This window comes from Algoriphagus zhangzhouensis (assembly GCF_900148515.1).
In the GTDB taxonomy this organism is placed as follows: domain Bacteria; phylum Bacteroidota; class Bacteroidia; order Cytophagales; family Cyclobacteriaceae; genus Algoriphagus; species Algoriphagus zhangzhouensis.
This window is the reverse complement of sequence record NZ_FRXN01000001.1, coordinates 1339620-1365230: the sequence shown is the minus strand read 5'-3', so window position 1 is coordinate 1365230 and position 25611 is coordinate 1339620. Positions and strand designations below refer to the sequence as shown.

Annotated in this window: 17 protein-coding genes; 9 read left to right on the top strand and 8 right to left on the bottom strand. The window is 39.6% G+C overall.

The window, feature by feature from the left end; translation table 11 throughout:
• Window positions 1-31 precede the first annotated feature (31 nt).
• From BUF13_RS05760 to BUF13_RS05750, 3 genes are all read left to right on the top strand, one after another.
• On the top strand, window positions 32-796 hold the full coding sequence (locus BUF13_RS05760; protein WP_073570753.1) for a DJ-1/PfpI family protein: 765 nt from the start codon (window positions 32-34) through the stop codon (window positions 794-796).
• A 160-nt stretch (window positions 797-956) separates the two neighbouring features.
• Complete coding sequence (locus BUF13_RS05755) at window positions 957-3119, top strand: S9 family peptidase (RefSeq protein ID WP_073570752.1); 2163 nt, start codon at window positions 957-959, stop codon at window positions 3117-3119.
• A gap of 907 nt (window positions 3120-4026) precedes the next feature.
• Window positions 4027-4974 carry an aldo/keto reductase gene (locus tag BUF13_RS05750; protein WP_073570751.1) on the top strand — a complete coding sequence of 316 codons (948 nt, stop codon included), beginning with the start codon at window positions 4027-4029 and terminating at the stop codon, window positions 4972-4974.
• A gap of 61 nt (window positions 4975-5035) precedes the next feature.
• On the opposite strand, the gene BUF13_RS05745 is transcribed toward BUF13_RS05750, so the two are convergent.
• Complete coding sequence (locus BUF13_RS05745) at window positions 5036-5626, bottom strand: RNA polymerase sigma-70 factor (protein WP_073570871.1); 591 nt, start codon at window positions 5624-5626, stop codon at window positions 5036-5038.
• A 201-nt stretch (window positions 5627-5827) separates the two neighbouring features.
• On the opposite strand from BUF13_RS05745, the gene BUF13_RS05740 reads away from it, so the two are divergent.
• The 3 genes from BUF13_RS05740 (at window position 5828) to BUF13_RS05730 (ending at window position 12300) form a co-directional block, all read left to right on the top strand.
• Window positions 5828-6883: a FecR family protein gene (locus BUF13_RS05740; protein WP_073570750.1), complete on the top strand. Its 1056-nt coding sequence runs from the start codon at window positions 5828-5830 to the stop codon at window positions 6881-6883.
• A gap of 130 nt (window positions 6884-7013) precedes the next feature.
• Complete coding sequence (locus tag BUF13_RS05735) at window positions 7014-10526, top strand: SusC/RagA family TonB-linked outer membrane protein (protein WP_073570749.1); 3513 nt, start codon at window positions 7014-7016, stop codon at window positions 10524-10526.
• 4 nt (window positions 10527-10530) lie between these two features.
• A complete protein-coding gene (locus BUF13_RS05730) occupies window positions 10531-12300 on the top strand; it encodes a RagB/SusD family nutrient uptake outer membrane protein (RefSeq protein WP_243839704.1) in 1770 nt (589 codons plus the stop codon).
• Window positions 12301-12355: 55 nt separating this feature from the next.
• Here the strand turns inward: BUF13_RS05730 and BUF13_RS05725 are convergent, their stop codons facing one another.
• Entirely contained in the window at window positions 12356-13186 is an 831-nt protein-coding gene (locus BUF13_RS05725; protein WP_073570748.1) for a VOC family protein, read from the bottom strand.
• Between the two features lie 219 nt (window positions 13187-13405).
• Between BUF13_RS05725 and BUF13_RS05720 the strand changes: the two genes are divergently transcribed.
• Window positions 13406-14806, top strand: a complete 1401-nt coding sequence (locus BUF13_RS05720; protein WP_073570747.1) for a sulfatase family protein — start codon at window positions 13406-13408, stop codon at window positions 14804-14806.
• Between the two features lie 3 nt (window positions 14807-14809).
• Here the strand turns inward: BUF13_RS05720 and BUF13_RS05715 are convergent, their stop codons facing one another.
• Window positions 14810-16438 carry a calcineurin-like phosphoesterase C-terminal domain-containing protein gene (locus tag BUF13_RS05715; protein ID WP_243839703.1) on the bottom strand — a complete coding sequence of 543 codons (1629 nt, stop codon included), beginning with the start codon at window positions 16436-16438 and terminating at the stop codon, window positions 14810-14812.
• Window positions 16416-17726: a purple acid phosphatase family protein gene (locus BUF13_RS05710; RefSeq protein WP_073570746.1), complete on the bottom strand. Its 1311-nt coding sequence runs from the start codon at window positions 17724-17726 to the stop codon at window positions 16416-16418. The genes BUF13_RS05715 and BUF13_RS05710 overlap by 23 nt, the downstream gene beginning before the upstream one ends.
• Window positions 17727-17906: 180 nt before the next feature.
• Between BUF13_RS05710 and BUF13_RS05705 the strand changes: the two genes are divergently transcribed.
• Window positions 17907-18839: a glycerophosphodiester phosphodiesterase family protein gene (locus BUF13_RS05705; protein WP_073570745.1), complete on the top strand. Its 933-nt coding sequence runs from the start codon at window positions 17907-17909 to the stop codon at window positions 18837-18839.
• 107 nt (window positions 18840-18946) lie between these two features.
• Here BUF13_RS05705 and BUF13_RS05700 read toward each other — a convergent pair whose 3' ends face one another.
• From BUF13_RS05700 to BUF13_RS05685, 4 genes are all read right to left on the bottom strand, one after another.
• Window positions 18947-19474 carry an RNA polymerase sigma factor gene (locus BUF13_RS05700; RefSeq protein ID WP_073570744.1) on the bottom strand — a complete coding sequence of 176 codons (528 nt, stop codon included), beginning with the start codon at window positions 19472-19474 and terminating at the stop codon, window positions 18947-18949.
• A gap of 217 nt (window positions 19475-19691) precedes the next feature.
• The gene (locus BUF13_RS05695) at window positions 19692-21881 is read right to left on the bottom strand and encodes a ligand-binding sensor domain-containing protein (protein ID WP_243839702.1); all 2190 of its coding nucleotides are present in this window, start codon (window positions 21879-21881) and stop codon (window positions 19692-19694) included.
• A 23-nt stretch (window positions 21882-21904) separates the two neighbouring features.
• Complete coding sequence (locus BUF13_RS05690; protein WP_073570742.1) at window positions 21905-23101, bottom strand: sialidase family protein; 1197 nt, start codon at window positions 23099-23101, stop codon at window positions 21905-21907.
• On the bottom strand, window positions 23101-24162 hold the full coding sequence (locus BUF13_RS05685; protein ID WP_073570741.1) for a polysaccharide deacetylase family protein: 1062 nt from the start codon (window positions 24160-24162) through the stop codon (window positions 23101-23103). The genes BUF13_RS05690 and BUF13_RS05685 overlap by 1 nt, the downstream gene beginning before the upstream one ends.
• A 168-nt stretch (window positions 24163-24330) precedes the next feature.
• Here BUF13_RS05685 and BUF13_RS05680 point away from each other — a divergent pair, with 168 nt between their 5' ends.
• The gene (locus BUF13_RS05680; protein ID WP_073570740.1) at window positions 24331-25608 is read left to right on the top strand and encodes an MFS transporter; all 1278 of its coding nucleotides are present in this window, start codon (window positions 24331-24333) and stop codon (window positions 25606-25608) included.
• The last annotated feature ends 3 nt before the right edge of the window (window positions 25609-25611 follow it).

The following is a 25611-nucleotide window of genomic DNA, read 5'->3' as shown; positions in this document are numbered from 1 at the left end:
CCTTTGGCGCGAAATCTAAACCAATCATTCTATGAATTTTTCAATAATTAAAGACCAGATTTTTCAAGTCCTGTTAGTAGGTGCTGCTTTACTAACTGGTTGTCAAGAAAAAGGCACGAATTCGAATGCTCAACTTCATTTGGATCCTTTGGCATCCTCAGATACTTTGACAACACATCTGAAGCCTTTTGATCCAGCTCTTCCAACTATCGGGCTATTGATGTACAATGGAGTTTTGCAAAGTGAAGTGGTTGCGACATCGGATGTATTCGCTAAGCTTTCTGAAGCTGGTCAGCAACTATTCAATGTGATTACCATTGCCGAAACAAAGAATCCGATTACAACTGAAGAAGGACTTCATCTTTTACCGGATTATACTTTTGAAAACGCTCCAAAATTGACTGCGATCTTTGTTCCAAGCGCCTATGATATGTGGTCGCAGGTTCGCAATGAAAAGATTGTAAATTTCATCAAAGAGAAGAATAAGGAGGTTGACTATGTCGTCAGCAACTGTGGTGGAGCTCAATTGATCGGAGCCTCTGGGGTAGCCGATGGACATAAGATCGTTACCTGGATCGGCGGAGGTCCTGATTTACAAAAGGAATATCCAAACTTGCTTGTTCAGGATGAAAATGAAGTTACCTATGTCCGAGACGGCCGATTTTTGTCTTCCAATGGAAATTTGGCCAGTTACGTTTCTGCTTTGGAATTATTGGAAATCATGACTAGCCCAGACCATAGAAAGTTTGTTGAGAGTTATTTGTATCTGGATAGACTCCAAAATTGGGGGAGATAATCTTCTTTGAATTCCCCTTGTTTTATTTCCATTAAACACCAAATTTTTCCTAAACATCCGATGAAATTCCCGATTGCTTAGGATTCATTTTTCATTTGCTGTTCTTTGTTATAGGTTGAGGTAGAAAATTGAAGTTTTTTACCACCTAAATATCAACCTTATGAGAAATAGAAATTGGATTTTGATGTCCTTTCTCTGGCTTTGGTGTCTATCTGTCCAAGCTCAGGATAAAAAACCGATTCAGTTAAGCGATTTGACCAATATCGTGACTGTTTCGAGTCCAGAAATCACCCCTGACGGAGGGAAAGTGATTTATGTAAAACATTACATGGAAGCTGATAAATCAGGAGAATTTGACTATAAAAGTCAATTGATGATGATGGATTTGGCTGATCCTTCCAATGTCAAAGTTCTGAATAACCCAACTTATGAAATCTCCAATTTTTCCCTTTCTCCGGACGGGAAAAAATTAGCTTTTACTAAAGCATGGGAAGGAAAAGCTCAAATTTGGATTTTACCATTGGATGGAGGAGAAGCTCAAGTTCTTACTTCTGAGAAAAATGGAGCTTCATCACCTATTTGGTCTCCGGATGGAACAAAGATTTTGTTCTCGTTTTCTGTTCCTGATTGGGCTATCGAAGGAGATCCAACTTGGGAGAATCCCAGACCTGGAAGAACCTATGGAGATGAGCCAGATTACGCCGCTATCAAAGAAGGACTGGCAAAAGAAACAAGCAAACCAAACATGGATGGTTCAGTAGATGAACTTCGTGCTTGGTTGGCAAAAAATGCCTCCAAAAACGATCCAAGAGTAATTGATCGACTGAATTTTCTGGGAGAAAGAGGACTTTCCACAGACATCAGCTTTCGACATTTGGGAGTTTATGATTTGAAATCCGGCGAAACTGAAATTTTAACTTCTGGCTATCAGAGCTACGGAGGAGTCGCATGGGCCCCTGACGGATCTTTTGTCTTGGCAAATAGTGTGGAAAGTGATTTACACCCTGATTTGAATTGGGAATTGAATTCCTCTATTTATAAAATCACTTTAGGGGATCATCAGATTTCTAAATTCCTTTCCTCTGATGATTATACATATCGTGGAGTTACCTTCTCTCCAGACGGGAAATCTATTCTGATTTCGGCTCAGAAGACCGATGATAGATCATTTAACCAAAGTTTGTTGGGAGTTGCTAAGGCAGACGGAACAGGAATCAAATGGTTGACAGAAAAAGTGGATAGAAGATTAGGTGGCGAGCAATGGGCTGAGGATAGTAAGTCCATATACTTTGCTGGCGCTAACCAAGGAGGAGTTACCTTATACAATGCAACTGTTTCAAATGGTAAAGTAACTCCAGTGATCACAGGACCTGTTGGAGTAAGTGGATATGATATTCATGGAAATGAAATTGTTTATTCTTTGGTACAAGTTTCTAATCCCAATGAATTGTATAAGTCTGATTTGATGGGGAAAAATGTGAGCCAATTGACCCATTATAATGAAAAATGGTTGGCAGATAGATGGGTTTCCCTTCCAGAGGCACATCAGTTTAAGCAAGACGGTTTTACTATTGATTATTGGGTGATGCCTCCTTTTGGATTGGAGGATGGTAAAAAATATCCGACGTTATTAGAAATGCATGGAGGGCCAACTGCCATGTGGGGACCGGGTGAGGCAAGTATGTGGCATGAATTCCAAGTGTTGGCTGGTAGAGGCTATGGAATCGTCTATGCAAACCCAAGAGGAAGTGGTGGCTATGGCAAAGACTTCCAAAAGGGAAATTATCAGGATTGGGGAGATGGACCTGCAAAAGATGTGTTGACAGCTTTGGATAAAGCAGGGGAAGAATATAAATGGATCGATGAAGACCAATTGGTGCTGACCGGTGGATCTTATGCGGGATATTTGACAGCTTGGATTGTAGGTCATGATCATCGATTCAAAGCAGCCTTGACTCAGCGTGGTGTTTATGAGTTGACTTTCTTTATGGGAGAAGGAAATGCTTGGAGATTGGTGCCAAACTATTTCGGATATCCTTGGGAAGATGGAGCCAAAGAGATTTTGGAATACAATAGTCCTCAAACTTATGTACAGGATATCCAAACTCCATTGATGATTTTCCATGGTGATAATGATTTGAGAACCGGAGTGAGGCAATCAGAATTGCTTTATAAGAGTTTGAAAATCATGGGTAAGCCTGTTGAATATATCCGATATCCTCAAGAAGGACATGAGCTTTCCAGGTCTGGAGCAATCCATAGAAGATTGGATAGGATTGGAAGAATTGTGGAGTTCTTTGAGCGATATGTGACTCATCCTTAAATATTTAACCTTTAATTTCAATTAAAATAAACTTTATTAATAGCAGGGTTGATTCAGAAATATCTGGATCAACCCTTTTGTTTGTTTACTTTTTCTGTCCTTTTTCCTGTAGGTGAAAAAGGACCAATCCCGACAGCAGTACGGGACCACCGCTGTCCATTTTTGGGTTAAAATCAATTTCCTCCCCACACGTCGGCAAACTCCTCAATTTTGCAAAAAACCTCTGCAAATTTTGAAGTTTTCAGTAGCAAAATTTTCGTCAAACAAGCCTGCCTGCAGCAGGCAGGCCTCCTAATTACTACCCTCACAATTGATTTCTTAACACCCAATACTGGAAGGCGGGTCCAGTCTAAAATAGATGTTCTCTACATAAATTTAAGCGGCCCGTTGTTCTAATAGTCTGAGATTTTACCCAAAACTTCAATAGGACCTGTTGCTTTGAAGTGGCTGGTGACGGATTGAGGTCAACAAGCGTTAAGAAAATCGGCTAGTTCCGAACTTGTTCGGAAATCCGGCGATTTTAACGTTTGACCAATCAGGCAGAAAATGTCCGCAGGCATTTTCAAGCCAATTCAGGCAAAAGATCCCGATTGCTATCGAGGATTGGGGACTTTTGGTCTTTCAAAAGTCCCATAAACAATAAGGTCTATTAATCAAGATAATGACCTGCAGGTATGAATATTCTAGGTAAAAAATACATTTCTATAATAGCTCTCCTTTATTTTAATAAAATATCCATTGAAAGAGATAATCTTCCTTTCAAATGGAGTTTACTTCGCTTAGGTAATTCAAAGATTTGGTCGGGTTTTTCTTGAATTTATTAAAGCTGTTGGCTGTTTTTTATGACGTATAGAGGATGATTGAGTCCTTTATTATTTAATCATAACCAAACAAAAACCAACGTAAAATGAGTGAGTTAGTAAGGATCTCCCACACGGACTTAAAAGTCGGTAGGATCAATTTGGGAGGGAATGTTTTTGGATGGACTTTAGACGAAAAAGAGTCCTTTCAAATTCTGGATGCCTTTGTAGAGGCAGGATTTAACTTTTTAGATACTGCAGATACCTACCCTTGGTGGGTCAACGGTACGGGAGGTACATCCGAATCGATAATAGGAAAATGGATGAAAGAAAGAGGGAATCGAGATCAGATTGTGGTTGCAACAAAGGTTGGTTCCCAAACTGAAGAACATGGATATGATATCAGTAGAAAGCATATTCTTAAGTCGGTCGATGAATCACTGAGCAGATTGCAAACTGATAGAATTGACCTTTATTATTCGCATTTTGATGATGGAGTTACTCCTGTCGAAGAGACTCTTTCCACCTATGATGAATTGATCAAGGCAGGAAAAGTAAAATATGTCGCGGCGTCTAATCTTTCACCTGAAAGACTCCAGGAGTCCTTTGAAGTTTCTGAGAAAAATAACCTTCCTAAATATGTGGCTTTACAGCCTCATTATAATTTGATGGAGCGTCAATCCTATGAGTCAAGCTATTTGCCTTTAGTTAAAAAATATGACCTTTCGGTTTTCCCCTATTGGGCTTTGGCTGCTGGATTTTTGACTGGGAAATATAGAGGTGAAAAGGATTTGGGTAAAAGTGTTAGAGGGGAAGGAGCGAAGAAATATTTGAATGAAAAAGGAGCTCAGGTAATTAAAGCGATGGATAAAATTGCTGAAAAACATGAGTGCAAAGTGGCTTCAGTTGCTTTGGCCTGGTTGATGGCACAGCCTAATATTGGAGCGCCTATTGCCAGTGCTACCAGTATCTATCAATTGGAGACTTTAGTCGAAGCTACCAAAGTCAAATTAGACCCTGTGGATTTGGAATTATTGGATTGTGTAAGTGCATAATAAGAAAACCCTCCTTTTCAGATTTTTAGAAAAGGAGGGTTTATTTTTTTTCATAACTGATTTATAGGATAGGAGTTTGGCACAAGAAAAGGATCACGGAAAGACCTATTCCCACTTTTTCTTCTTTAAATACCTCCTTAAAATCTTGGAGTGCCAAATTCAAGTGATTTTCCACTGTTTTAATAGAAATTCCGAGTTGGTTTGCTATTTCTTTATTGGATAAGCCTTGAATTCTAGAAAGTTCAAATACTTCCCGTCTTCTTTCTGGAAGTTTTGTCAAGGCTTCCTCAATGCTGCTTTGTAGCTCTGTCAGGTGAATGTTTTGTTCCACATTATTGACAGGCTTCATGAAATTCATTTGGTATTCTTTAGCGGCCTGGTATTTGATTTTTGCTTTAAAACTATCAATAATGATGTTTTTACTCATTGTCAAGATGTAGGAATAAAGTTTCTTTTCAGGATCGATTTTATTCCTGTTTTCCCAAACTTTAATGAAAACTATCTGTGTGATTTCCTCGGCTTCAGATTGATTTAGACCATATTTGATACAAAACCCAAAAATCTTTTTGTGGTATTGATTATACACCTCTTCGAATGCTTTTTGGCACCCATTCTGAAGATTTTTAGCTATTTCTGGTCCTAAACAGTTCATTTGAGAGGAGGACATTTTCAAATTTAGTCAACAAAATATTTTACAAAATTAAATCAAGATAATATAAAATTTTATAAAAGCGATAAGTATTCGTGTTATTTATAGGTTAAAAAAAATAATTCAGTAAAAATTTGATTTTTTTTCAACTGTGCTTGGGGGTAAAGAGGCCTTTTGGAGTAACTATATATAAAAGCACAACAAATGAATCCAGAAATCCTGAAAAAATTCTTTAACGGAAAGGCAAATCCAGATGAGGTTCATCAGCTATTGATTTGGATAAACAGTCCTGAAGGTCAAAAAGAACTTGAGGGTTTACTCGAAGGGTATGAAGAGGATTTTGATTTGAATGAAGCAGATAGCTTAAGAATGAAGCAAACTATCCTTCAAAAGATCAATTTACCTAAGCCTGAAAAAATTGAAATAGAAACGCATTCTATTTCGGATAAAGAGGTGAAAGGTGTTTTTTCTTCAACTAGTACCAAGGGGCTCAAGGTAGCTCTAGTTGCCTGTGTTTCTCTTTTTTTGGTTTGGATGTATGCCATAAAATTGGATGTGTTTGAGAACCATGCCAAAGAGGAGTTGACTACGGAGCTTGTGAATTTTGTGGAGAGATCTGTGCCAAAAGGACAAAAGCTAAAAATAATATTGGGAGATGGGAGTGAGGTTCATTTGAATACTGAAAGCTCCATTCGATTCCCTGAGAAATTTTCCTCTGACCAAAGAGAAGTGTTTTTGGAAGGGGAGGCTTTTTTTGATGTAAAACCTGATCCAAATCGACCATTCATAGTCCATACAAAAAGCCTTCAAACCAGAGTGCTTGGTACTTCATTTACAGTAAAGGAAATAGAAGGAAATCCCGCTGGTATGGTGGCTGTATTGACAGGTAAAGTTCAAGTTTCAATCCAGGATGCTGCGACTGGTTTTGATGTACGAAAGGTAAACTTAGAACCAATGGATGCTGCATCATTTGATTTTAAAAACAAATCCCTGTTAAAAAAGAGGGTTGATTATGATGATGTCTTTGCCTGGAAAGACAATGTGATCAGTTTTAAAAATGCAACTTTCAAAGAAGTGACCTCACGACTAGAGAGCTGGTATGGCGTGGAGTTTTCAATTTCCGAAGATTTCAATGCGAAGAAAGATTATTCTGGAAAGTTTGAAAATCAGTCATTAGAGGAGGTTCTGATCGGGCTTTCTTTCATTTATGATTTCAACTATAAGATAAAAGACAACCGAATTCTCATCTCTAAAAACTAAAGCCTATGAACCAAAAAAGATGATATAAAAGCAAAAAGATCATCGATCAAAGCTGGATTTGGCCGTGCAGCAATGACCAATGATCTAAATGATTACAGACAATAAAATATTATCCATAAACAGCATTATTATGAACACAAAGTTACTGAAAAAAGTTGTAACAATGGGAAAATACACCTTGTTCGGTATGATTCTTCAGTGCTTTTTCTACAGCACTATGTTAGCCGAGACTGGGAAGGCTCAATCCAAATTGGATGAGACTTTTATTTCGATCAACAAGGGTAGTCTTCAGGTTATTGACCTTTTTAAAAAGGTTGAAAGAGAGACTGAATTTGATTTTTCGTATAGAAGTTCCGATGTGAGAGGACAGGTTTTACAAAACTCTGAATATCTCAACCAAATTTCTATTGAACGCCTTCTCGAAGAAATTTCTAGAAATACCAATCTAAAGTTTAGACAGGTAAATAATCTGATTCATGTAGGTGTCAAAACCGATAAATCAGAGAGTATGGAGGTCCGGGCAGACGTGACCGTGTCGGGTACCGTTGTGGACGAGACTCAAGAACCCATGCCTGGTGTGACGATTACTGTAGCTGGTACTACGCAGGGTACGGTGACAGATGTCGATGGTAAATACACTTTATCCGTAGATGAGAATGCAACCTTGGTGTTTTCATTCATTGGTTATGAAAGTCAAACCGTAGAAGTGGGGAACAGAAGTGAGATCAATATCACCATGGGAGAGGATACCAAATCCCTTGATGAAATTGTTATCGTAGGTTATGGTACCCAGAAAAAAGTCAATTTGACCGGGGCAATTACTCCGGTGAATTCTGAGGAAATTAATGAAATCCCGACGACAAATCTATCTAATACCTTAGCTGGTAGAGCACCAGGAGTAAATGTGACGGGTACCTCTGGACTTTCAGGTTCTTCATCCTCTATCCGGATTCGGGGAAGTTTTGGGGATCCTTTGTATGTCATTGACGGGATCGTAAGAGACAAAGAAGCCTTTGATGCCTTGAATGCAAATGAGGTAGATCAAATATCCTTTTTGAAAGATGCTGCCTCTGCGTCAATTTATGGTTCGCGAGCTGGTAATGGAGTTGTTTTGGTAACAACCAAAACAGGTGAAAAGCAAAAAATGACGGTCAATTTGCTTTCAACTTTTACTACCATGAGACCGACTCAGGAGTTGCTTTCTGACAAGACTACAGCTACAGACGAGTTGATTTACCAAAATAGAGTTGCTGAATATTTGGGGACAACTCCTCCGAATGGTCCTGAAGAATTCGAATATTTTGCAAATAGAAGTTATAACGTAAATGATTTCATCTGGCAGAATCCTTTCAATCAGAATTATGCTTTGAGCGTAACGGGTGGAAATGATCAAGTGACCTATTACTCTTTATTGAGTTATCTGGGTGAAAAAGGATCCTATAAGTCTGTGGATCATGGAAAGTTTAATTTAAGAACAAACGTTTCGGCAAAAATCACTAATCGAATCACGATTGATTTGAACGTTTCTGCGACCCAGCAGAATCACGATCGTTTTTATTGGCCATTCTCTGGAGATGATGATTACGATGTGTCCGATTTGTATCGGGTGAGTTTTAACTGGCCAAAAGTTTATCCATTTTATTTGGAGGCTGATGGAACCCCCGCTGATTATGTGACTGACTATCCTGTTCAGACACCTATGGGTAGCTGGCAAGCATGGAGTGTGATTGATCAGATAGTGGGTGATCGATATATCAAGACACGTAAAAGACAAGTCAATACCATCTTAGGATTGAATTTTGACTTGAGCGATTTGGTGGAAGGACTTTCTACAAAAATCACTGGGAATTATCTGGCCAAGGATTATATGAGAAAGAAATATCTGACCTACCAAAAGAACTATGTCTTTACTCAGGCAGATCCAGATGGAAACAGATTCCTCCCAGCAGCTCCAGATCCAAACAAAACCAACATTTTCAGTTTTAGCCAAAATCAAGAGTTCCTGAGTTATGAATTGCAAACGGCTTGGAGCTATCAGTTCGACTGGTTTTTAAATTACAATAGAACCTTTGACAAGCATGGAATCAATGCCATGGTTGTGTATGAAGAGGCTCAAAGCGGTCTATATGGAGCCTTTGCAAAAGCTGAGGATCCTTTGACAAACTATGATCAGGACTTTGTTTACTCTCAGGATGCGGAAAGAAGATACGGAAGAGGTTATGAATCCATTGGAGCTAGAAGATCTTTGATTGGTCGTGCCAATTACAACTTCAATGAAAAGTATATCGCAGAGTTTTCATTCCGATATGATGGAAATACCTTATTCCCGAAAGAAAGCCGTTGGGGCTTCTTTCCTTCTGTTTCGGCAGCATGGAGAATAGGAGATGAAGACTTTATGTCTGGTACGTCAAGCTGGTTGGATGATTTGAAAATCAGAGCTTCATACGGAACTACGGGTAATGATTTGGATGTAAACAATAATAGAATTTCTCCATTCTCATACGTGTACACCTATAGAAACAGCGGAAATTATATTTTCGGGGATGACCTTTATAGTGGAATAGCGCCAGGATCTACTCCAAACCCTAATTTGACTTGGGCTACATCAACCACATACAATGCTGGTTTGGATTTCGAATTGATGAATACCAAGCTTTCAGGTTCATTGGATGTTTTCTATAAGAAAGAAGTAGACATTCTAGGTTCTCGAATTGTAACTCTTCCTGACAACTATGGTCAGTCTTTGGCACCGGAAAATTATGCCGAAAGATCATGGAGAGGTGGAGAGTTTTCTTTGCTTTGGAGAGATCAGGCAAATGCCGGAAAGATCAACTATTCAGTTTACGGAAACATCGGTTTGGCTAAAGACCAATGGGATGTTTTGGATCAAAACCCAATCTACCTAGAGGGTGGAAATAGAGAAAATGAATCCATCATTGGGCAGCCAAGTAATAGAATTTTTGGTTTAAGAGCTTTGGGTATTGTTAGAACTCAAGAGCAATTGAATGAATTGTTGGAGGCTGGATTCAAGCAGTACGGTAGAGATCCATATTTGGGAGGATTGTATTTCGAGGATATCCGAGGAGATGGTTACTCTCCGGGTCCAGATGGCAAAATCGATGGAAATGACTTTCAGCTACTTTCTACCAATGCCACTCCTAGATTGAACTATGGCTTTGGCTTCAACTTGGATTGGAGTAATTTCTCTGTGGATGCTCACTTCCAAGGTGTCGGTGTATATGATAGAATCATCAGTAATCAAGAAGGTGCAGGGATGCGTCAGCATGGTGGCGCGATTCGTCCTTACTATCCTCTTTGGGCTGATGATGTTTGGACTCCTGAAAATCCAGATGCAAAATATCCACGACCTATCGGTAGAAACTGGTATGAGTCAGGTACAGGTTCCACTTCTTTTTGGATAAGAAATGGCGCTTACCTCAGATTGAAAAACCTCAATATCGGCTATAAATTACCAGCAGGACTTCTTTCTAAACTTAATATGTCCAGTGCCAAACTTTTCTTCAATGGCACCAATTTGTTCGCCATTTCCGATATGAAGGAATTCCACGATCCTGAGCAGAAGAACTATGATTCTTTCCCTCTGATGAGATCATTTACACTTGGTTTGGATGTTAAATTTTAATGTGATGAAGAAGATGAAGAACTATATATATCCCCTTTTGATGGTGCTTCTTTTTGTGAGATGTACCGATGTATTGGATATTGATGATATCAATAATTATAGCCCAGATTTGGTTTGGAATGATGCAAATCTGGCCAATGCCTATATGACAAACTTGTATCCCATGTTTGGAAACTGGAGTACAGGTGCAGATAGAACCAGTCAACAAATTGCAGGAATTTATTGGTACGCGGATCGAATCACTATTTCCAACGGTGAATACAAGAACTGGAATTACAGTAGAATTAGATTGATCAACCAGGCACTCATCGATGTGAATGCAGGTACACTTGAGCAAGAAGTGAAGGATAACATCACCGGTCAAGCTTTGTTCATGAGAGCATTCACCTATTTTGGTATGATTAATTACCATGGAGGTGTGCCTTATATCAAGGAGCCTCAGGATCGCTATGAAGACGATTTGTATGTAGCAAGAAATACCACTGAAGAATGCTTTGACTTTCTAATCGAAGATTTGGATCAAGCGATTGCTTTACTTCCAGAGTCTATTGGAACAGCATCTGGTGACTACGGTAGAATTGATGCCGCATTTGCAAAGGCTTTCAAAGCAAAAGTTTTGCTATATAAATCTTCTCCGCAATTCAATCCTTCCAATCCTTGGAACAATGCTTATTGGCAAGAAGCTTATCAGGCAAATAAAGATGCCTATGAGTCATTGAAAGGACTGGGATATGGATTAGTGGATGACTATAGCGATATCGCACTATCAGAGAGAAATCCTGAAGTCGTTTTCTCAGTAATCAATTCCTATCCAAACAAAACTGCGGCATGGGATCATGGCGTGAGACCGGGATCTGAAAGTAGAGGTCCAGCTTCTGCATGTCCGACTTGGGAGTATGTACAAGAGTTTCCAATGATTGATGGGAAAATGTACAATGACCCAAGCAGTGAGTATTATATGACTGAAGAGGAGTTTCTGCAGAACTATTGGGAAAATAGAGATCCTCGATTTGAGAAATCCATCGTTTGGAACGGTAAAATCTATGAAGTTTCTGGAAAAGCAGGAAAGAGACAATACACTTCTTTAGGTATTGCTCATGAATTGGATGATTTTGGAATCAATCCAAAAGCTGCTACCAATTCGACCAATCTGGACCGGTATACTGGTTTCTTTATCTTGAAAAACAGTCTATTGAATCTAGCTCAGCCGGAAGTTCAGCAATATGATGTTGACTATGTCGTGATGAGATTTGCAGAGGTCATGTTAAACTACGCAGAAGCAGCCAATGAAACCGGAGATCAAGCAGCAGCTATTAGCATCCTTAAAGAAATTCGCGAAAGAGCTGGGATTATGCCTGGTGACGATGGGCTATTCGGAATGTCTGTTGGTTCTAGAGAAGAAGTTCGCGAAGCAATCTTAGCAGAAAGAAACATCGAATTTAGCTTTGAAGGTCATCGTTTCTGGGACTTGAGAAGATTGAGAATGCTTGATCGCCTGGACGGAACCTCCAAACATGGTGTAGAAGCTATTGCTATCGAAGCGGATGGAGAAGAGCAACCACTTTCCGAAGCGAGAGAATTGGCAAATACCTATAGTCTTGTAGAAGATAATTTCAAGTATTCTTTGTTGCAGGTGCCGCGTTCTGGGGTTCAAGTAAGTGTCTTACCTGAAACATATTATTTCTTCCCTATCCAGCAATCCATTATCGATAAGAATAATAATATCGAGCAAAATATGAATTGGGGTGGGACTTTTAATCCGACACTAGAGTAAACGTAGCTGGTTTTTGGATTTGAAAGGTTCCAGGTTTTGCCTGGGACCTTTTTTTTTACAAGTCCTCCAAAGCCTTCATGTCAAACTTTTTCATTTTTAAAAAAGCATCGATCACAGGCTGACCTTTTTCTTGGATTAATTTTCCTAGATTCTGGGGAATTACCTGCCATGAAACACCATATTTATCTTTCAACCAACCGCATTGGCTTTCTTCGCCCTCTTCAGTCATGGAATTCCAAAAATGGTCTATTTCCTCTTGATTTTGGCAGGGAATGACCATAGAGATACCTTCAGAAAAAGTGAATGCATGATCCATATTGCTCTCCATAATGACAAAAAGCTGTCCATTTAAATAGAATTGGGCATGGTTGATTTTGCCGCTTTGGCTACCAGCATCTTCGCCATATCTGGAGATGAATTTTATGCTAGAATCAGGAAATATTGAGGTATAATATTGAATTGCATCTTCAGCATTTCCGAAATTGTTCCCTGTCAACATGAATGCAGGAGCAAAGCGATCTTCAATGGCATCAGGGCAAAAATTATCCAATTGCCAGCTCACTCCAAATCGATCTTTCACCCATCCGTAAAGATTGGACCAGGGATATGCACCCAAATCCATCATGATTTCACCATCTTCTTTTAGCTTTTCCCAAACTTTCTTGATTTCCTGTTCATTGGGAAGGAGCGTGTAAAATGAAATACTCGGATTAGGTTGAAACATGGGCCCACCATTCAAACACATGAATGTTTGTCCATAAGATGTCCAAATGCTCGTCATATCATTGCTTTCCAAAATCTTGGAATCAGAAAAAACCTGAGTATAAAACTCGGCTGCTTCTCGAGCCTGATTATTTGTCCAAATGCAAGGGTAGATGGGGTTCATGTTTATTCGGTAGGTTATTTTAATATCCAAATTTAAACAAACCAAGAGCGTTCAGCAGGGGGTGAATAGACAAGAAAAAGGTGAAATCCGACAATCCTCATTTTCTCAAGAACTTAGAAAAGGTATTCCTATAGAAAATCCAAAAGAGACTATTCTTAATTTCAAAAAAGCTCAATCATCAGGATTGTCTTTTGAGCTTAAAAAAGTATCTTGATTCCCATGAAAATCTCTGCAAAATCTTGGCTTTTGGGCCTTTCTCTACTTTTGATTACCGGGGTTCAAGTATTTTCCCAATCCTCTAAACCCAATTTTATAATCATTTTCACCGATGATCAGGGCTATGGTGATGTGGGTGTTTTTGGACATTCTACTATCAAAACTCCAAACCTGGACCAGATGGCATTTGAAGGTCAAAAATGGACCAGTTTCTATGTCGCTGCCAATGTCTGTACTCCTAGCAGATCTGCGATTATGACTGGTAGACTTCCGGTACGAACAGGGATGTATAGCAACAAAAGAAGGGTGTTGTTTCCAGATTCGGATGGAGGGCTTCCTGCTTATGAGAAAACCATTGCTAGTCTTCTGAAAGAATCTGGCTATGCTACTGCAGCAATAGGAAAATGGCATTTGGGCCATTTACCACAATACCTACCAACGGCCCATGGCTTTGATTCCTATTTTGGTATTCCTTATAGCAATGACATGGACCGAGTGAATGACGTCACAGCCAAAGTTGCTTTTGCAGACCCAAAATTTGAGTATTTCAATGTTCCTCTCATGCGAGACACTGAGATTATTGAAAGACCTGCAGATCAAAATACGATTACCAAACGATACACTCAGGAGGCAGTCAAATTCATTGAAAGCCATCAAGATGAGCCTTTCTTTTTGTATTTGGCGCATTCTTTACCTCATGTCCCACTTTTTGCAAGTCCGGACTTTTTGCAAACAAGTGCTAGAGGACTTTATGGTGATGTGATCGAGGAGATTGATTGGAGTGTAGGCCAAATCCTTTCAAGTCTTAGAGAGAATGGATTGGATCGAAACACGTATGTTGTTTTCACTTCTGACAATGGACCTTGGTTGGTATACAACGAACAGGGAGGAAGCAGTGGAGGTTTATTTGGAGGAAAAGGAACTAGCTATGAGGGTGGCGTTCGAGTTCCCACAATTGTTTGGGGACCTGGGAATGTTCAGCCAGGGGTAGTTTCAGAAATGGGAAGTACATTGGATCTATTGCCAACTTTCTGTAACCTTTCTGGAGTAAGTTTGCCTTCCGATAGAGTTTATGATGGATTTGATTTGAGTGAGACTTGGAATAGACAATCGAAAAGCAAAAGAGATGAAATGTTCTATTACCATGGAGATAGACTTTTTGCAGTAAGAAAAGGGGATTATAAGCTCTATTTCTTTAAAAATAATCCATTCGGATATCCTGCCAAAGTTGAAAAGTTGGATACACCTACTTTGTTCAATTTAAATACAGATCCTTCAGAACGTTTTGATTTGGCGGAAAGCCATCCAGAAGTAGTTGCTCAAATTATGAAAGTGGCCGAATCTCATCAGTCAAATATGGTGTTTGGCGAGACTCAGTTAGAAAAAATCATAGGTCAAGAATAGAGCTTAGAACCCATATTTCCCATGGTCAGGTACCATTTCAAATGATTCAATTGCCCTGTATTCTCTTCCAAGCCAATCAGTCACTCTGACTTCTAAAACATGCTCTCCCAGACTGTAATGGGAGGGCATTTGTTTGCTCCAAATGTGATTGGAGATGAGTGGAGTAGATAGTCGGGTACCTCCAGGAAGCTGCTTGGCATTATCCCATTCGTATTCCAATTCCAATAGATATTTGTCCATTTTTGGAGTCAACTTCAATTCCAGCCATTCTCCATCATCTACACGGAATTCTACTTTATCTCTTGGACTTCCCTGAAAGAAATTCACGACAATTTCGCCTCGGTATTTCTTCGCTTGAGGTACGATTTTGGGAATGTGGATGCTCATTTTATAGTCCTCTGACTCACCAGAGGATTTATACTCATAGGAGTACGTATTCCCTTCAATATTCAGAAATGCATAACCTTTTGGCGTGCCATCGCGCATGAAGGCTGCAGGAGTTCCGTATTTGTCTCTGGGACCTTTGTAAACATCCCCTGAAACTGCTCCAGGGTTATAATGATGATGAAATCCCTTGCCTTTCCAACCTTCTTCTTCTGTATAGAAATGATGATTTTGGGAATGAGTATGTCCTGAAATAGAAAGCGTGTGTGGATAATCTTTCAGAAGGTCAAAAAGAGCCAATCGATCCTCAACGCGGAATGGATCCGGTTCCTCAAATTGTGCCAGTGGAATATGGAAGCCCAAAACAACCAACTTGTCTTTGGGTACAAACTGGAGATCGTTTTTGATAAATTCTAAAATATCTGGTCTTAAGCCTCCGTAGTAAGACCCTTCTCCTCTTGGATCTGGGAAAATCACATCATCCAGCATGATAAAATGGACTTCTGCCAGATTGAACGAATAGTTAGGTGGACCATAGGTTCTTTCAAAAGTTTCATCTGAAAGTTGATCTTGACCTCCGTCAGAATTCATGTCATGATTTCCAAAGACGTTGTACCAAGGAATTCCAACTTTGGCTACCGCCTTATTGTAAGCAGGCCACAAATCCAGTTTCCCTAAATCTCCTAAACTCACTCCAAATAAGGCTCCTGAATTCCCTTTCAATTCCGAAACAATGGCTTTTTCAAAGGAATGGACATCCTCCAATTCATCTGGCTGTGGATCACCAAAGAGTAATGCTGTGAAATTATTGGGCTCTGGGTTTGGGAAAAGTCCAAAATTGACCCAATCAGGTAGTGCTCCAGTGGGGGAGACTCCTGGGTGTAGTAATTGCGGAGATCCTTTAGGTTTATGAATGTAATGGAATTGAGGCTGATTCAGGTCATTTACCGGAACTTGGAAATGACTGGGCTTAATGACAAAAATCATTACATCTTCAGAAATCGGAAGTTCATAAAATCCTTTGGAATCGGTTTGTACCACATCTACTCCATTGCTTACAGAAACATTTGGAATCCCTTTTTCATTGGGGTCTTGGATCCGGTTCTTATTTAGATCTTCATAGACATATCCACGAGCCTGAAGTTGGGCTTGGACTGGATTCATGGAAGTCAAAAAAAGCAGGAGGCCTATCATACAGGCTGCCAATACCTGATTGTAAATTGAATTACTTATTGGAGTAAGTCCCATTTGGAAAAGTTTTTTCTGGAGTTGATGCAGAATTGATGTGTTCTTTGAAGAAGTTAAAGCCTTTTGGGTTTTTGATCAAATCGAAAGAATCATATAGCTCACCTTCTACAGTGAATGCTCTAAATTCAAGTTTGTCTTTTTCAATACTTATTTCCTGAAAAAGCTGGGTATTGACAGCTGCTCGTTCCATCCAGCGATCTCCTTTCTTGATTCCGTACATTTTGGGGCCAGCGACCGAAACGATATATACAGGACCCGCTTGCCCATCCGGGACTTCAATTGATTGAGATTGCTTACTGGATCTGCCATACATATGATCATGTCCTTGAAGTACCAAGTCAACTCCATATTTCTCAAAAACCGGTTGCCATGCATCTCTGAGCTCAGGGTATTGGCCATGTTTTCCATCTCTGGAAGAAAACAAAGGATGATGATAGGAGACGATGGTCCATTCTTGTGGGTTTTCCTGAAGGACTTTTTCTAGCCATTCTGTTTGATAGCTTAAGTCTTCTTCGGATTGAAGAGCCATCAAACTGTTTAAGACGATAATTTTTATTGATTGAATGTCATAAAAATAAACTGATTCTTCCAGTCCCTTAGGGCCATTAAGAGGTAATTCAAACTGGCTTTGCCAAAAAATGGAAAGAGATTCTTCATCGCTTCCAGGAAGTTCATCATACTCATGATTGCCAGTCACCGGTACTATGGGCATATGGGTTGGGATAAAACCCAATGCATCAAACCACTCTTCCCATTGAGAATTCTGATGGCCATCATTGACACAGTCACCAGCAAAAAGCATAAATGCGGAATGTGGGGAATGTTGATAGGCTGCGCGGATGGTCCTGGTTCCCCATTTGTAAATGTCATTTTGGATGTCTCCCAAGTAAAGAAAACGAAGTCCGCCTTTTTCTTTAGGAGTTTTAAAATCCATCAATGGACTCATTTCTGAATCCAAATCACCGACTCTGTAGGTATAAGAAGTCCCGGGATTCAATGATTCAAAATTTGCTGAATAATAATACCAAGTGCCTTGGTCTGCTAAAGAAACTTTGGTGGAGTCTAGAAGGAATGGGATTTTGGATAGGGATTCAATTGGACTAGAACTTGACTTGTAAAGTTCAACGATTGGATGATCAAGTGGTTTTTCCGATCGCCAAGTGACTGCCTGTGAGGTTTCGGGGGCATTTTTCCAAGTAAGGATGATGTGTTGTGGATTGTTCTGGGCAAAAACCGGAAAGAGATGGATGAGGATCCAAAGGGAGAAAAATAAGATTGATTTTTTCATGAAATAGATTTCTCTTCATTCCATTATAGTACCTGATCAGTTTGAATTGAGACTAGAATAGGTTCTCGAATTTCTTTTTTTCACTATTTCTTAAACAAATTGGCTCAAAGCTTCATGGAAATTTAAAGGATTGGATAGCCCTTTCCTTCTTAATTTGGGTTCTTTAATAAACATGAATTTATGAAGCGTACCATTCAGATTATTTTAACCCTCAGTTTTGTTTTTATTTCATTTTTCTCCTTTTCTCAAAGACTCAATGATGAAAAAGCCCAATTGTTTGCAACTTATCTTCAGAATTTTGATCGTTTAAATCAGCCTGAAGAATGCTTTAAAAATCTGAAAGGAATCAAAAAGTCTTTTCGAAAAAAAGCCGGAAAACAAGTTTTGATTGCTTCCCATCGAGGAGATCATATGGAGGCTCCTGAAAACTCAATTTTGGCTTTTAAACATGCTATTGACAATGGGACCAATATCGTGGAATTTGATATTCGCAATTCGATTGACGATTCCTTGATGGTAATTCATGATGGAACGATCAACCGAACCACATTTGGAACTGGGAAAGTGGAGGAAATGACATATGCACAGCTTAGGTCTTTCTCTCTGGTAAATGACTATACGCAAGAATTGACCGATTCGAGGATGCCGACCCTGTATGAGGCGCTGTTGGCTTTGAAAGGGGAGTTGATGATCGATTTGGATATCAAGTGTGATAAAATCGGAGAGATCTATGCTACTGTGGAGCAGTTGAAGATGTTTGACCAGACGATTTTCTTTTGTGACGAAGCGGATATGGATTATGTGTTGAGCAAGAATCCAAAAGCTTATGTGATGCCTCGAGCCAGATCTATGGAGGAGTTAGAGCATTTGTTGCGAAAGTACAGTCCTAAAATTGTTCATATAGATGATTCCAATTTTGATATTCCTGAAGCTGTGAAATTGATCAGATCTATCGAGCCAAAATGTAGAATTTGGGCCAATACCTTAGGAAATCGCGATATCATGGCGATCAACGGAAATGATGCAGGAATTTGGGAGTTGAAGGAGTTGGGGATTGATGTGATCCAAACAGATTTGCCTAGGCATCTTAGTCATCTGTTTTGTGAGGAGTAAAAAGAAGAAAAAATGAAGGTTAAAAAATCCAATTACTTATATCACCCAATTCAATTCTAAAAATAGTTTGGCTGGCCATTCAACCAGCCCTTAAAAATATGATCTATCTATGTTAAGTAGTTTCTCAGGCTCAATCTTGCCTTGATTAAATGATTCTTGACAGTGTTTTTAGATATCAGCATTTGGTCGGCGATCTCCTGATAAGAAAGATTTTCAAAATAGGAGAGCCGTACCACCTTTTTTCTTTGGTCTGTTAGGGACTCGATCGCCTCCTCCAATCGGATCATCAAAGCTTCTTCCTCCAGCTTCATATCAACGGAACTCTCGATCCTGTTTTTATAATACTCGTCTGTCTTTTTCCTATTGGAGTTGAGATGGTTGAAGTAATCAATCACCTCGTTTTTGGAAATCGTAAAAATGTAAGAGCGAATACCTTTTTCAGAGTCTAGGTCCTTCTTCTTTCTCAAAATCTTTAGGAAAACATTATGAAAAATTACCTCTGCTTCCTCAGCATCTTTGATCAAAGATAAAATGAACCTCACGACAGTAGGCTTGTAGAAGTAGTAAACTTCTTCAATAGCCTCCTGATTCCCCTTTTTGAAGTTTTCAATCGTATGCGTAGATGGTGCTGTCATATGGGCTGGGTTACTTTGTTCATTAAATTTTGAAAAAATAAACCCAACCTTGTACGTAAATCACGCATTTAAATCCTCAATTTGCGAAAATCTAGGGCAGATTACCAATTAATAATCAGTTCGTTATGAAATTGTTATCGAAAAATTACGTAATGTAAAGAAAAGGCCCAGATTCAAGATTATGAATCTGGGCCTTAAAAAAGTGTTGTTCGTTTTTTTATTGAATCACTTCTAAATAGCGTCCCATCCAATAAGGAAGGAGCCAAATATCGCCCGGGCTATAAATAGAGCGACCATTTCCATTGCTATCCAAGCCAAATCTATTCGCATTGTGTCTGGCAACCCGAGTCTCGGATGGAGGTAATACCTGAGAGGTAGTTTGTCTTCTGAAATTAGGCTCAAGGATTTGCAGATCTTTTCTATGGCTATTTTGTACACTCCAATTGATGAGATCTATCGGATGCTTTTGCAAAAACCATATAGACTCTTCCAAATCGAACTTTTCAGGCTGAACCAATGCAGTCATGATATCCCATAAACCATCTTTCTCTGGTCTTTCTGCTTGCCAGTGATCGACGATGGACTCTTTAAATTTGGCTTTCAATTCTTCATTGAATGCATATCTATAAAGGCCCCAATAGCCCACAAAATACATTTCATCATCTGAGTGATTCCAAGCTTCAGAAAGCATCTGACTATAAGAGTCACTTCCATCACCTGCCTGTCCGATGATTTCCATAGGACGCATCAGGTTTTCCAAATAACCATATTCATCCATTAGCTCGAAAGCTTTCTCTTTAAATTTCTCCTTACCTGTAAAATGATAAGCTGTCTGAAGCATGCTGACAATGTTGGAGGAATTAAGCTTTCTGTCACCTACTTGGATTGGGAAGTTATTGACATAGTCTGGATTCCATTTTCCCCAAAGAGTTGGCTTTCCATCAAAATCTATCAGATACATATCATTGTCCACGATATGAGTCATCAAAGTATCAATCAATTCAATTGATTTGTTTTTTACCCAATCATCTTCGACCAACTCAGCCAAAACAGCATAAACAAAAACATGCCCTATGACCTCATCACTACTGGTAGTAGATTTCCAATCCCACTCAGGGTCTGGAGCATGTTGCCACCTATCAGGATCAGATAGTTTTTCGATATACCCTGATCTTTCAAAAGACCTGGAAGGAAATCCATCCACAGGATTCACTGTGAAAAGACGATCCATAGCCATTAAAGATTGCTTGATTTGAACCAAAGTTTCGGGGTCTTTGGTAACTGCATATTTAAATCCCTGCGAAGCCAAATACATAGAAGTCCAAAGGCCATCATTGTCTGAATCGTCCAGTCTTCCAGTTTCGATTTTACCTGGAGTGTATAAATTCAACGTGGAATTGAAGCCGTTTCTCAGGTGATATTTCTGGGTGTATTCATCGAAATACTCCGCTTTTTCTGCCAGAGTCATTTCCTTTTGGACAATGGTGGATAGGCCCTTATCGGTCAAAAGGAATACCTCATCTTTGCCGAATGAAATATCAAGAACATCTTCTCCTGGTAGCCATCTTTCCAAAAAGTAATAGCTGATTTCTCCATCTGGATTCAAAGCAAATGCACCTTTTGAAGTTCCAAACCAGATTTGATCGTCTTTTGTATCCACGACATTGATATCTGTCCAAGGAATTTTAGTGACCAGCGGCGATTGGGTTTTGGAAGCAATGTCAAAAGTGAAATAGCCTGAATCAGAACCGATAATCAATTCGTTTTTGGGAGAATAGAATGCTATTGAAGTCAAGTTTTTTCCACTCGCTACTTCAATTAGTTTCTTTCCTCTTTGGTCAAATTGGAAAAGCTTTGAAGGACTCAATACCCAGAATTTCTCCTGAATAGGATCATACTGGATTGCCAAAATCTCTTGAGGTGCCGATAGTTTAACCACTTCCTCGGTATCTGGAGAAAGGTATTGAAGCTGCTTCCCATCAGAGATCAAAAAATCAAAATTACTTCCTCCTTCGAATATGCGCGCTGCAGGAAGTTGATGTTTTAAAAAGAGAGTTCCTGCCCAAGCATTGGCAAAAACTGATTTGTCATCCAAATAAACTATTTCACCTTGGTAGCTATCGATTGCCTGAACTTTTTTTGCAGCCATTGGCAAATAGGTTTGGTCGCTAGCTAATGTGCCCCAAACCTGAAATTGAGCTCCAGCAGGATGGAGTAATTGATTGTTTTCCAAAACCTGAACATAACTGGAGCGATTGCTTGCCAGACTTTGCTGAGAAAGTCCTGATAGGTCTTTGGTATTAATAATCGCGTATTCTTGAATAAAAGGTGTGTCGTAATAGGTGCCTCCGCTGCCAGATTGGCCCAATACTGTGGACTGAACCCATACTGCTAAGAGTAAGGTCATTCCATAAAAATTTGATTTCGTCATTAGTTGATTTGATTTGGATCCAATAATCGGTATTGGATGGTTTTACCTTCTTTTAAGTGTTTGGAATATGTAAGATGAACGAGGCCTTGGTTATCTTGAATAATTGCGGGATACGAGAACCCTCCTTGCTTGCTTGGGTCCAATTCGAGGTATTGTGGCTGAGACCAGGATTTCCCCTCGTCCGAAGAAATCCATAAAGCCAATTGATACCTTCCATCGTGGATGTCATTTCCAATCATCCACCATTTTCCATCTTTCAATTTCAGAAGTTCTACGCTTGCCGTATTTGGGAAATTTGTCTTTTGGGCTGCAGACCAGGATTGTCCCTGATCTTTTGAAATACTTTCCTGAATCATCGTGGGAGCATCGCCAGAATCTCTCAGCATGGCGACAATGTCTCCATTTTCTTTTTGGATCAAAGCTGGTTGAATAGGCCCTTTTCCTACCAAAGGCAGACTGTGTTTCCAGGTTTCCCCTTGGTTCTCAGAAATCGCCATCATGGAGAAATTGAATCCATCGGAGTAGAGCGGGAGAATGATTTTATCTGAAGTAATCAAAGGTTTGATTCGGGTCATCCAGCCGACGCTTGTCTTTTTAGAATCTTTGGATGCCTCCAAAATCAATTTTTCGTATTCTGGAGCATAAGCGGACCAACCTAAATGTGAGTCAGGAAGGTCACTAAATTTCTTTTCTACTTCCTGGGCAAATTCCTTTCCTGGCTTTAGTAAAATATTGTCCTGCCAGTTCCAGATAGGAGCTACATCAGTATTGAATGATTTGCTTCTTTTCAGGCGAAGAATGGAGTTTTCCCATTCATTGGCCATCACTGCTATCCAAACTAGGAACAATTCATTCTTTTGATTGAGGAAAAGAACCGGGTTGCAATCAGGGATTCCAGGAGTATCTGCCATTAAAAATGGTTCAGACCATTTGTTTTGGCCTTTCTTTTTTCTAGAACCCATTAAAAGGACATCATCAGATTTTCTTTCTCCAGATCCATGAAACCAGACTGTGAGCAAATCACCATTGGGAAGGGCTACGATGCTACTGGCATGAGTGTGCTTTCCCTGGATTGGGAAAATGGATTCATTGGCCAAACTGGGAACGAGTTTTCCTTGTGCAGCTACAAAGGAGGGGAAAATCAATATTCCCAAAAGAAAGGATAGAATGGTTTTTAAAGGCGTATTCAGACTCATTAGTTTAGATTTTTTCTTCTTTCCATTACTTCTCTCCAGGTGGTCAAAATGATTCCTTCTTTTTCGATATAGGCTTTCAGTTTAGGAGATACCATGGCTTCCAAATCAGCTTGTCTAGACCTGCCTGATCCGGAAAACCGTTGGAAGTTCTCTGTGTTTTCACTGCAATGCACGATGATCATTGCCAGTCCAGGCTCCATTTTGTCCAAGGTTTCCATGAACTTCTTGATTTTATGCTGAGTTAATTCTTCTTGTGTAAAAGAGCCTTTTTCAGGTCTCCAATCACCACTGTTTTTATGTAAATCATCCAAAACAGGTAATCCCAAGCTCCAGATTTTTTCACCCATTGGACCGGCTTCTTGTAGAATATCCGGTTCTGGTAGTTTCATTCCTTCCGAGTATTTACCCTCTTTTTTGAGTTGTTTGATGATATCTTCTTGAAATGCTTCAGTAATCAATTTGTTGTTGCCACCGGGGAACATGATAGGAATGCCGTATTCAACTCCTACTTTTAAATAAGACTGCAGAAATTCAGGAGTCGCAAAAAGAGTCCCCATATGAGAATCCAGATGTGTGGGTTGAATTCCATTCTGCAATGCACGATCTACCTGAGCCTTGATTTCCAAATACACCTCTTCTGGACTAGCATGAGCGACTACTTCTTCCACACTAGGCCACATTGAGCCCTCAGGGTCCAACAGTCCCGGTACGACAGTTCTTCCAGCCAATGGCTCCCATCTATAGGTTTTCCACTCTGATGTTAAAGTCAAGTGCAAACCGATATCCATCCCTGGTGTGTCTTTGCTCAATCTCAAAAATGTGCCAGCCCAAGGGCAAGGCATCATGACACTGCAAGAACTAGCCACCCCATCATGCATCGCATGAAAAGTTCCTTCATTGGACTCAAAAGACATCCCGGCATCATCCACATGGAAAATGACGACCTTTTTGCCTTTTGGGTAACCTAATTTTTCTGCATATGTAAGACTTTGGGAGAAAGAATTACTGTAGAAATAGGAGCAAAAAAGCAGGATAAAAAGTGGCTTTTTGAAAGAATGCATATGATTTAAGGTGGGATGTTACCACTGGTTTGATTTACTGATGTTACCTTCCTATTTTGGAAATGGACTAACAGATTGTTTTTATTTCTATTTCATGAAGAATCTGTTAATAATTTAGTTTTTAGTAGTCTTTTTTATAGAATTGAGAATATAATTTTAAAAAATAATATGCCCGGACCTAATTTGGATTTTGACAGGAAGAAGCAAACCAAAATCCTTTTACTGATTTTCTTGATCTTTTTTGTCATTTCCCTGATGTCCAATATCCTTGGTCCAATCATTCCGGGGATTATTGAGAGTTTCTCTCTAAGTTATGGTTTGGCGGGCTTTTTACCCTTTGCATTTTTTGTCGCCTATGGAGTGATGTCTCTGCCATCCGGCTTATTGGTAGAGCGTTGGAGAGAAAAGCCAGTTTTATTATTGGCATTTAGTCTAGCTGCTATTGGCGCATTGCTTTTTGCCTTTAATCCCCAGTTTGGTTCTGCATTGAGTTCACTATTTATCATAGGTATGGGAATGGCAATGCTCCAAGTAGTGATCAACCCACTTTTAAGGGTGACTGGAGGTGAGGAGCATTTCGCATTTAATTCAGTTTTGGGGCAATTGGCATTTGGGGCAGCTTCTTTCCTAAGCCCGATGCTTTATAGCTATATGGATCGGTCTCTTTTTACTGCGGGAGCTCCTTCTTGGATTCAGATGCTGGAGCAATGGGTTCCTCAGGATATGAAATGGGTGTCTGTTTATTTTGTATTCGCCTTATTTGCGGGACTGATGTTGATATTGATTGGCTTGACTAATTTCCCTAAGGTGGAATTGAAAGAAGATGAGAAAGTAGAATTGGGCAAGACGTTGAAGAGCCTTTTGAGCAAAAGAATGGTCTGGTTGTATTTCTTGGGCATATTTTCTTATGTGGGAACTGAGCAGGGGATAGCCAATTGGGTAAGCCAATTTTTGCAAGATTATCATGGAGTAGACCCAAGTACGGGAGGAGCACAAGTCATTTCCTATTTCTGGGGGCTTTTGACTTTGGGCTGTTTGCTTGGTCTGGTTTTGTTGAAATTCATGGATAGCAAATTGGTACTTGTCATATTTACAATTGGTGGGATTATTTCATTGTTGACAGGCTTATTGGGACAAGGGAATCTGGTTTTGATCGCTTTTGCATTTTCAGGATTTTGTCTTTCAGTGATGTGGTCTATTTTGATCTCTTTGGCACTGAATTCTGTAGATTTTGCACATGGTACCTTTGCAGGATTACTTTGCTCGGGAATCGTTGGTGGGGCAATAGTTCCCTTGATTATCGGGACTTTGGCTGATTTAGTTGGTTTGCAATCAGCCATGTTTTTCTTATTTATCCCTCTTGGATACATCCTATTTATAGGGATTTGGGCAAAGCCTCTGGTAAGTAATTCAAGAGTTAAATCATTCAAAGAATTATTTAGCTAATCA

What these genes read in the sequence shown, in the direction of transcription:
- BUF13_RS05760 (WP_073570753.1), top strand. Translation starts at nt 32, where the DNA reads ATGAATTTTTCAATAATTAAAGACCAGATTTTTCAAGTCCTGTTAGTA.
- BUF13_RS05755 (WP_073570752.1), top strand. Translation starts at nt 957, where the DNA reads ATGAGAAATAGAAATTGGATTTTGATGTCCTTTCTCTGGCTTTGGTGT.
- BUF13_RS05750 (WP_073570751.1), top strand. Translation starts at nt 4,027, where the DNA reads ATGAGTGAGTTAGTAAGGATCTCCCACACGGACTTAAAAGTCGGTAGG.
- BUF13_RS05745 (WP_073570871.1), bottom strand. Translation starts at nt 5,626, where the DNA reads ATGAACTGTTTAGGACCAGAAATAGCTAAAAATCTTCAGAATGGGTGC.
- BUF13_RS05740 (WP_073570750.1), top strand. Translation starts at nt 5,828, where the DNA reads ATGAATCCAGAAATCCTGAAAAAATTCTTTAACGGAAAGGCAAATCCA.
- BUF13_RS05735 (WP_073570749.1), top strand. Translation starts at nt 7,014, where the DNA reads ATGAACACAAAGTTACTGAAAAAAGTTGTAACAATGGGAAAATACACC.
- BUF13_RS05730 (WP_243839704.1), top strand. Translation starts at nt 10,531, where the DNA reads ATGAAGAAGATGAAGAACTATATATATCCCCTTTTGATGGTGCTTCTT.
- BUF13_RS05725 (WP_073570748.1), bottom strand. Translation starts at nt 13,186, where the DNA reads ATGAACCCCATCTACCCTTGCATTTGGACAAATAATCAGGCTCGAGAA.
- BUF13_RS05720 (WP_073570747.1), top strand. Translation starts at nt 13,406, where the DNA reads ATGAAAATCTCTGCAAAATCTTGGCTTTTGGGCCTTTCTCTACTTTTG.
- BUF13_RS05715 (WP_243839703.1), bottom strand. Translation starts at nt 16,438, where the DNA reads ATGGGACTTACTCCAATAAGTAATTCAATTTACAATCAGGTATTGGCA.
- BUF13_RS05710 (WP_073570746.1), bottom strand. Translation starts at nt 17,726, where the DNA reads ATGAAAAAATCAATCTTATTTTTCTCCCTTTGGATCCTCATCCATCTC.
- BUF13_RS05705 (WP_073570745.1), top strand. Translation starts at nt 17,907, where the DNA reads ATGAAGCGTACCATTCAGATTATTTTAACCCTCAGTTTTGTTTTTATT.
- BUF13_RS05700 (WP_073570744.1), bottom strand. Translation starts at nt 19,474, where the DNA reads ATGACAGCACCATCTACGCATACGATTGAAAACTTCAAAAAGGGGAAT.
- BUF13_RS05695 (WP_243839702.1), bottom strand. Translation starts at nt 21,881, where the DNA reads ATGACCTTACTCTTAGCAGTATGGGTTCAGTCCACAGTATTGGGCCAA.
- BUF13_RS05690 (WP_073570742.1), bottom strand. Translation starts at nt 23,101, where the DNA reads ATGAGTCTGAATACGCCTTTAAAAACCATTCTATCCTTTCTTTTGGGA.
- BUF13_RS05685 (WP_073570741.1), bottom strand. Translation starts at nt 24,162, where the DNA reads ATGCATTCTTTCAAAAAGCCACTTTTTATCCTGCTTTTTTGCTCCTAT.
- BUF13_RS05680 (WP_073570740.1), top strand. Translation starts at nt 24,331, where the DNA reads ATGCCCGGACCTAATTTGGATTTTGACAGGAAGAAGCAAACCAAAATC.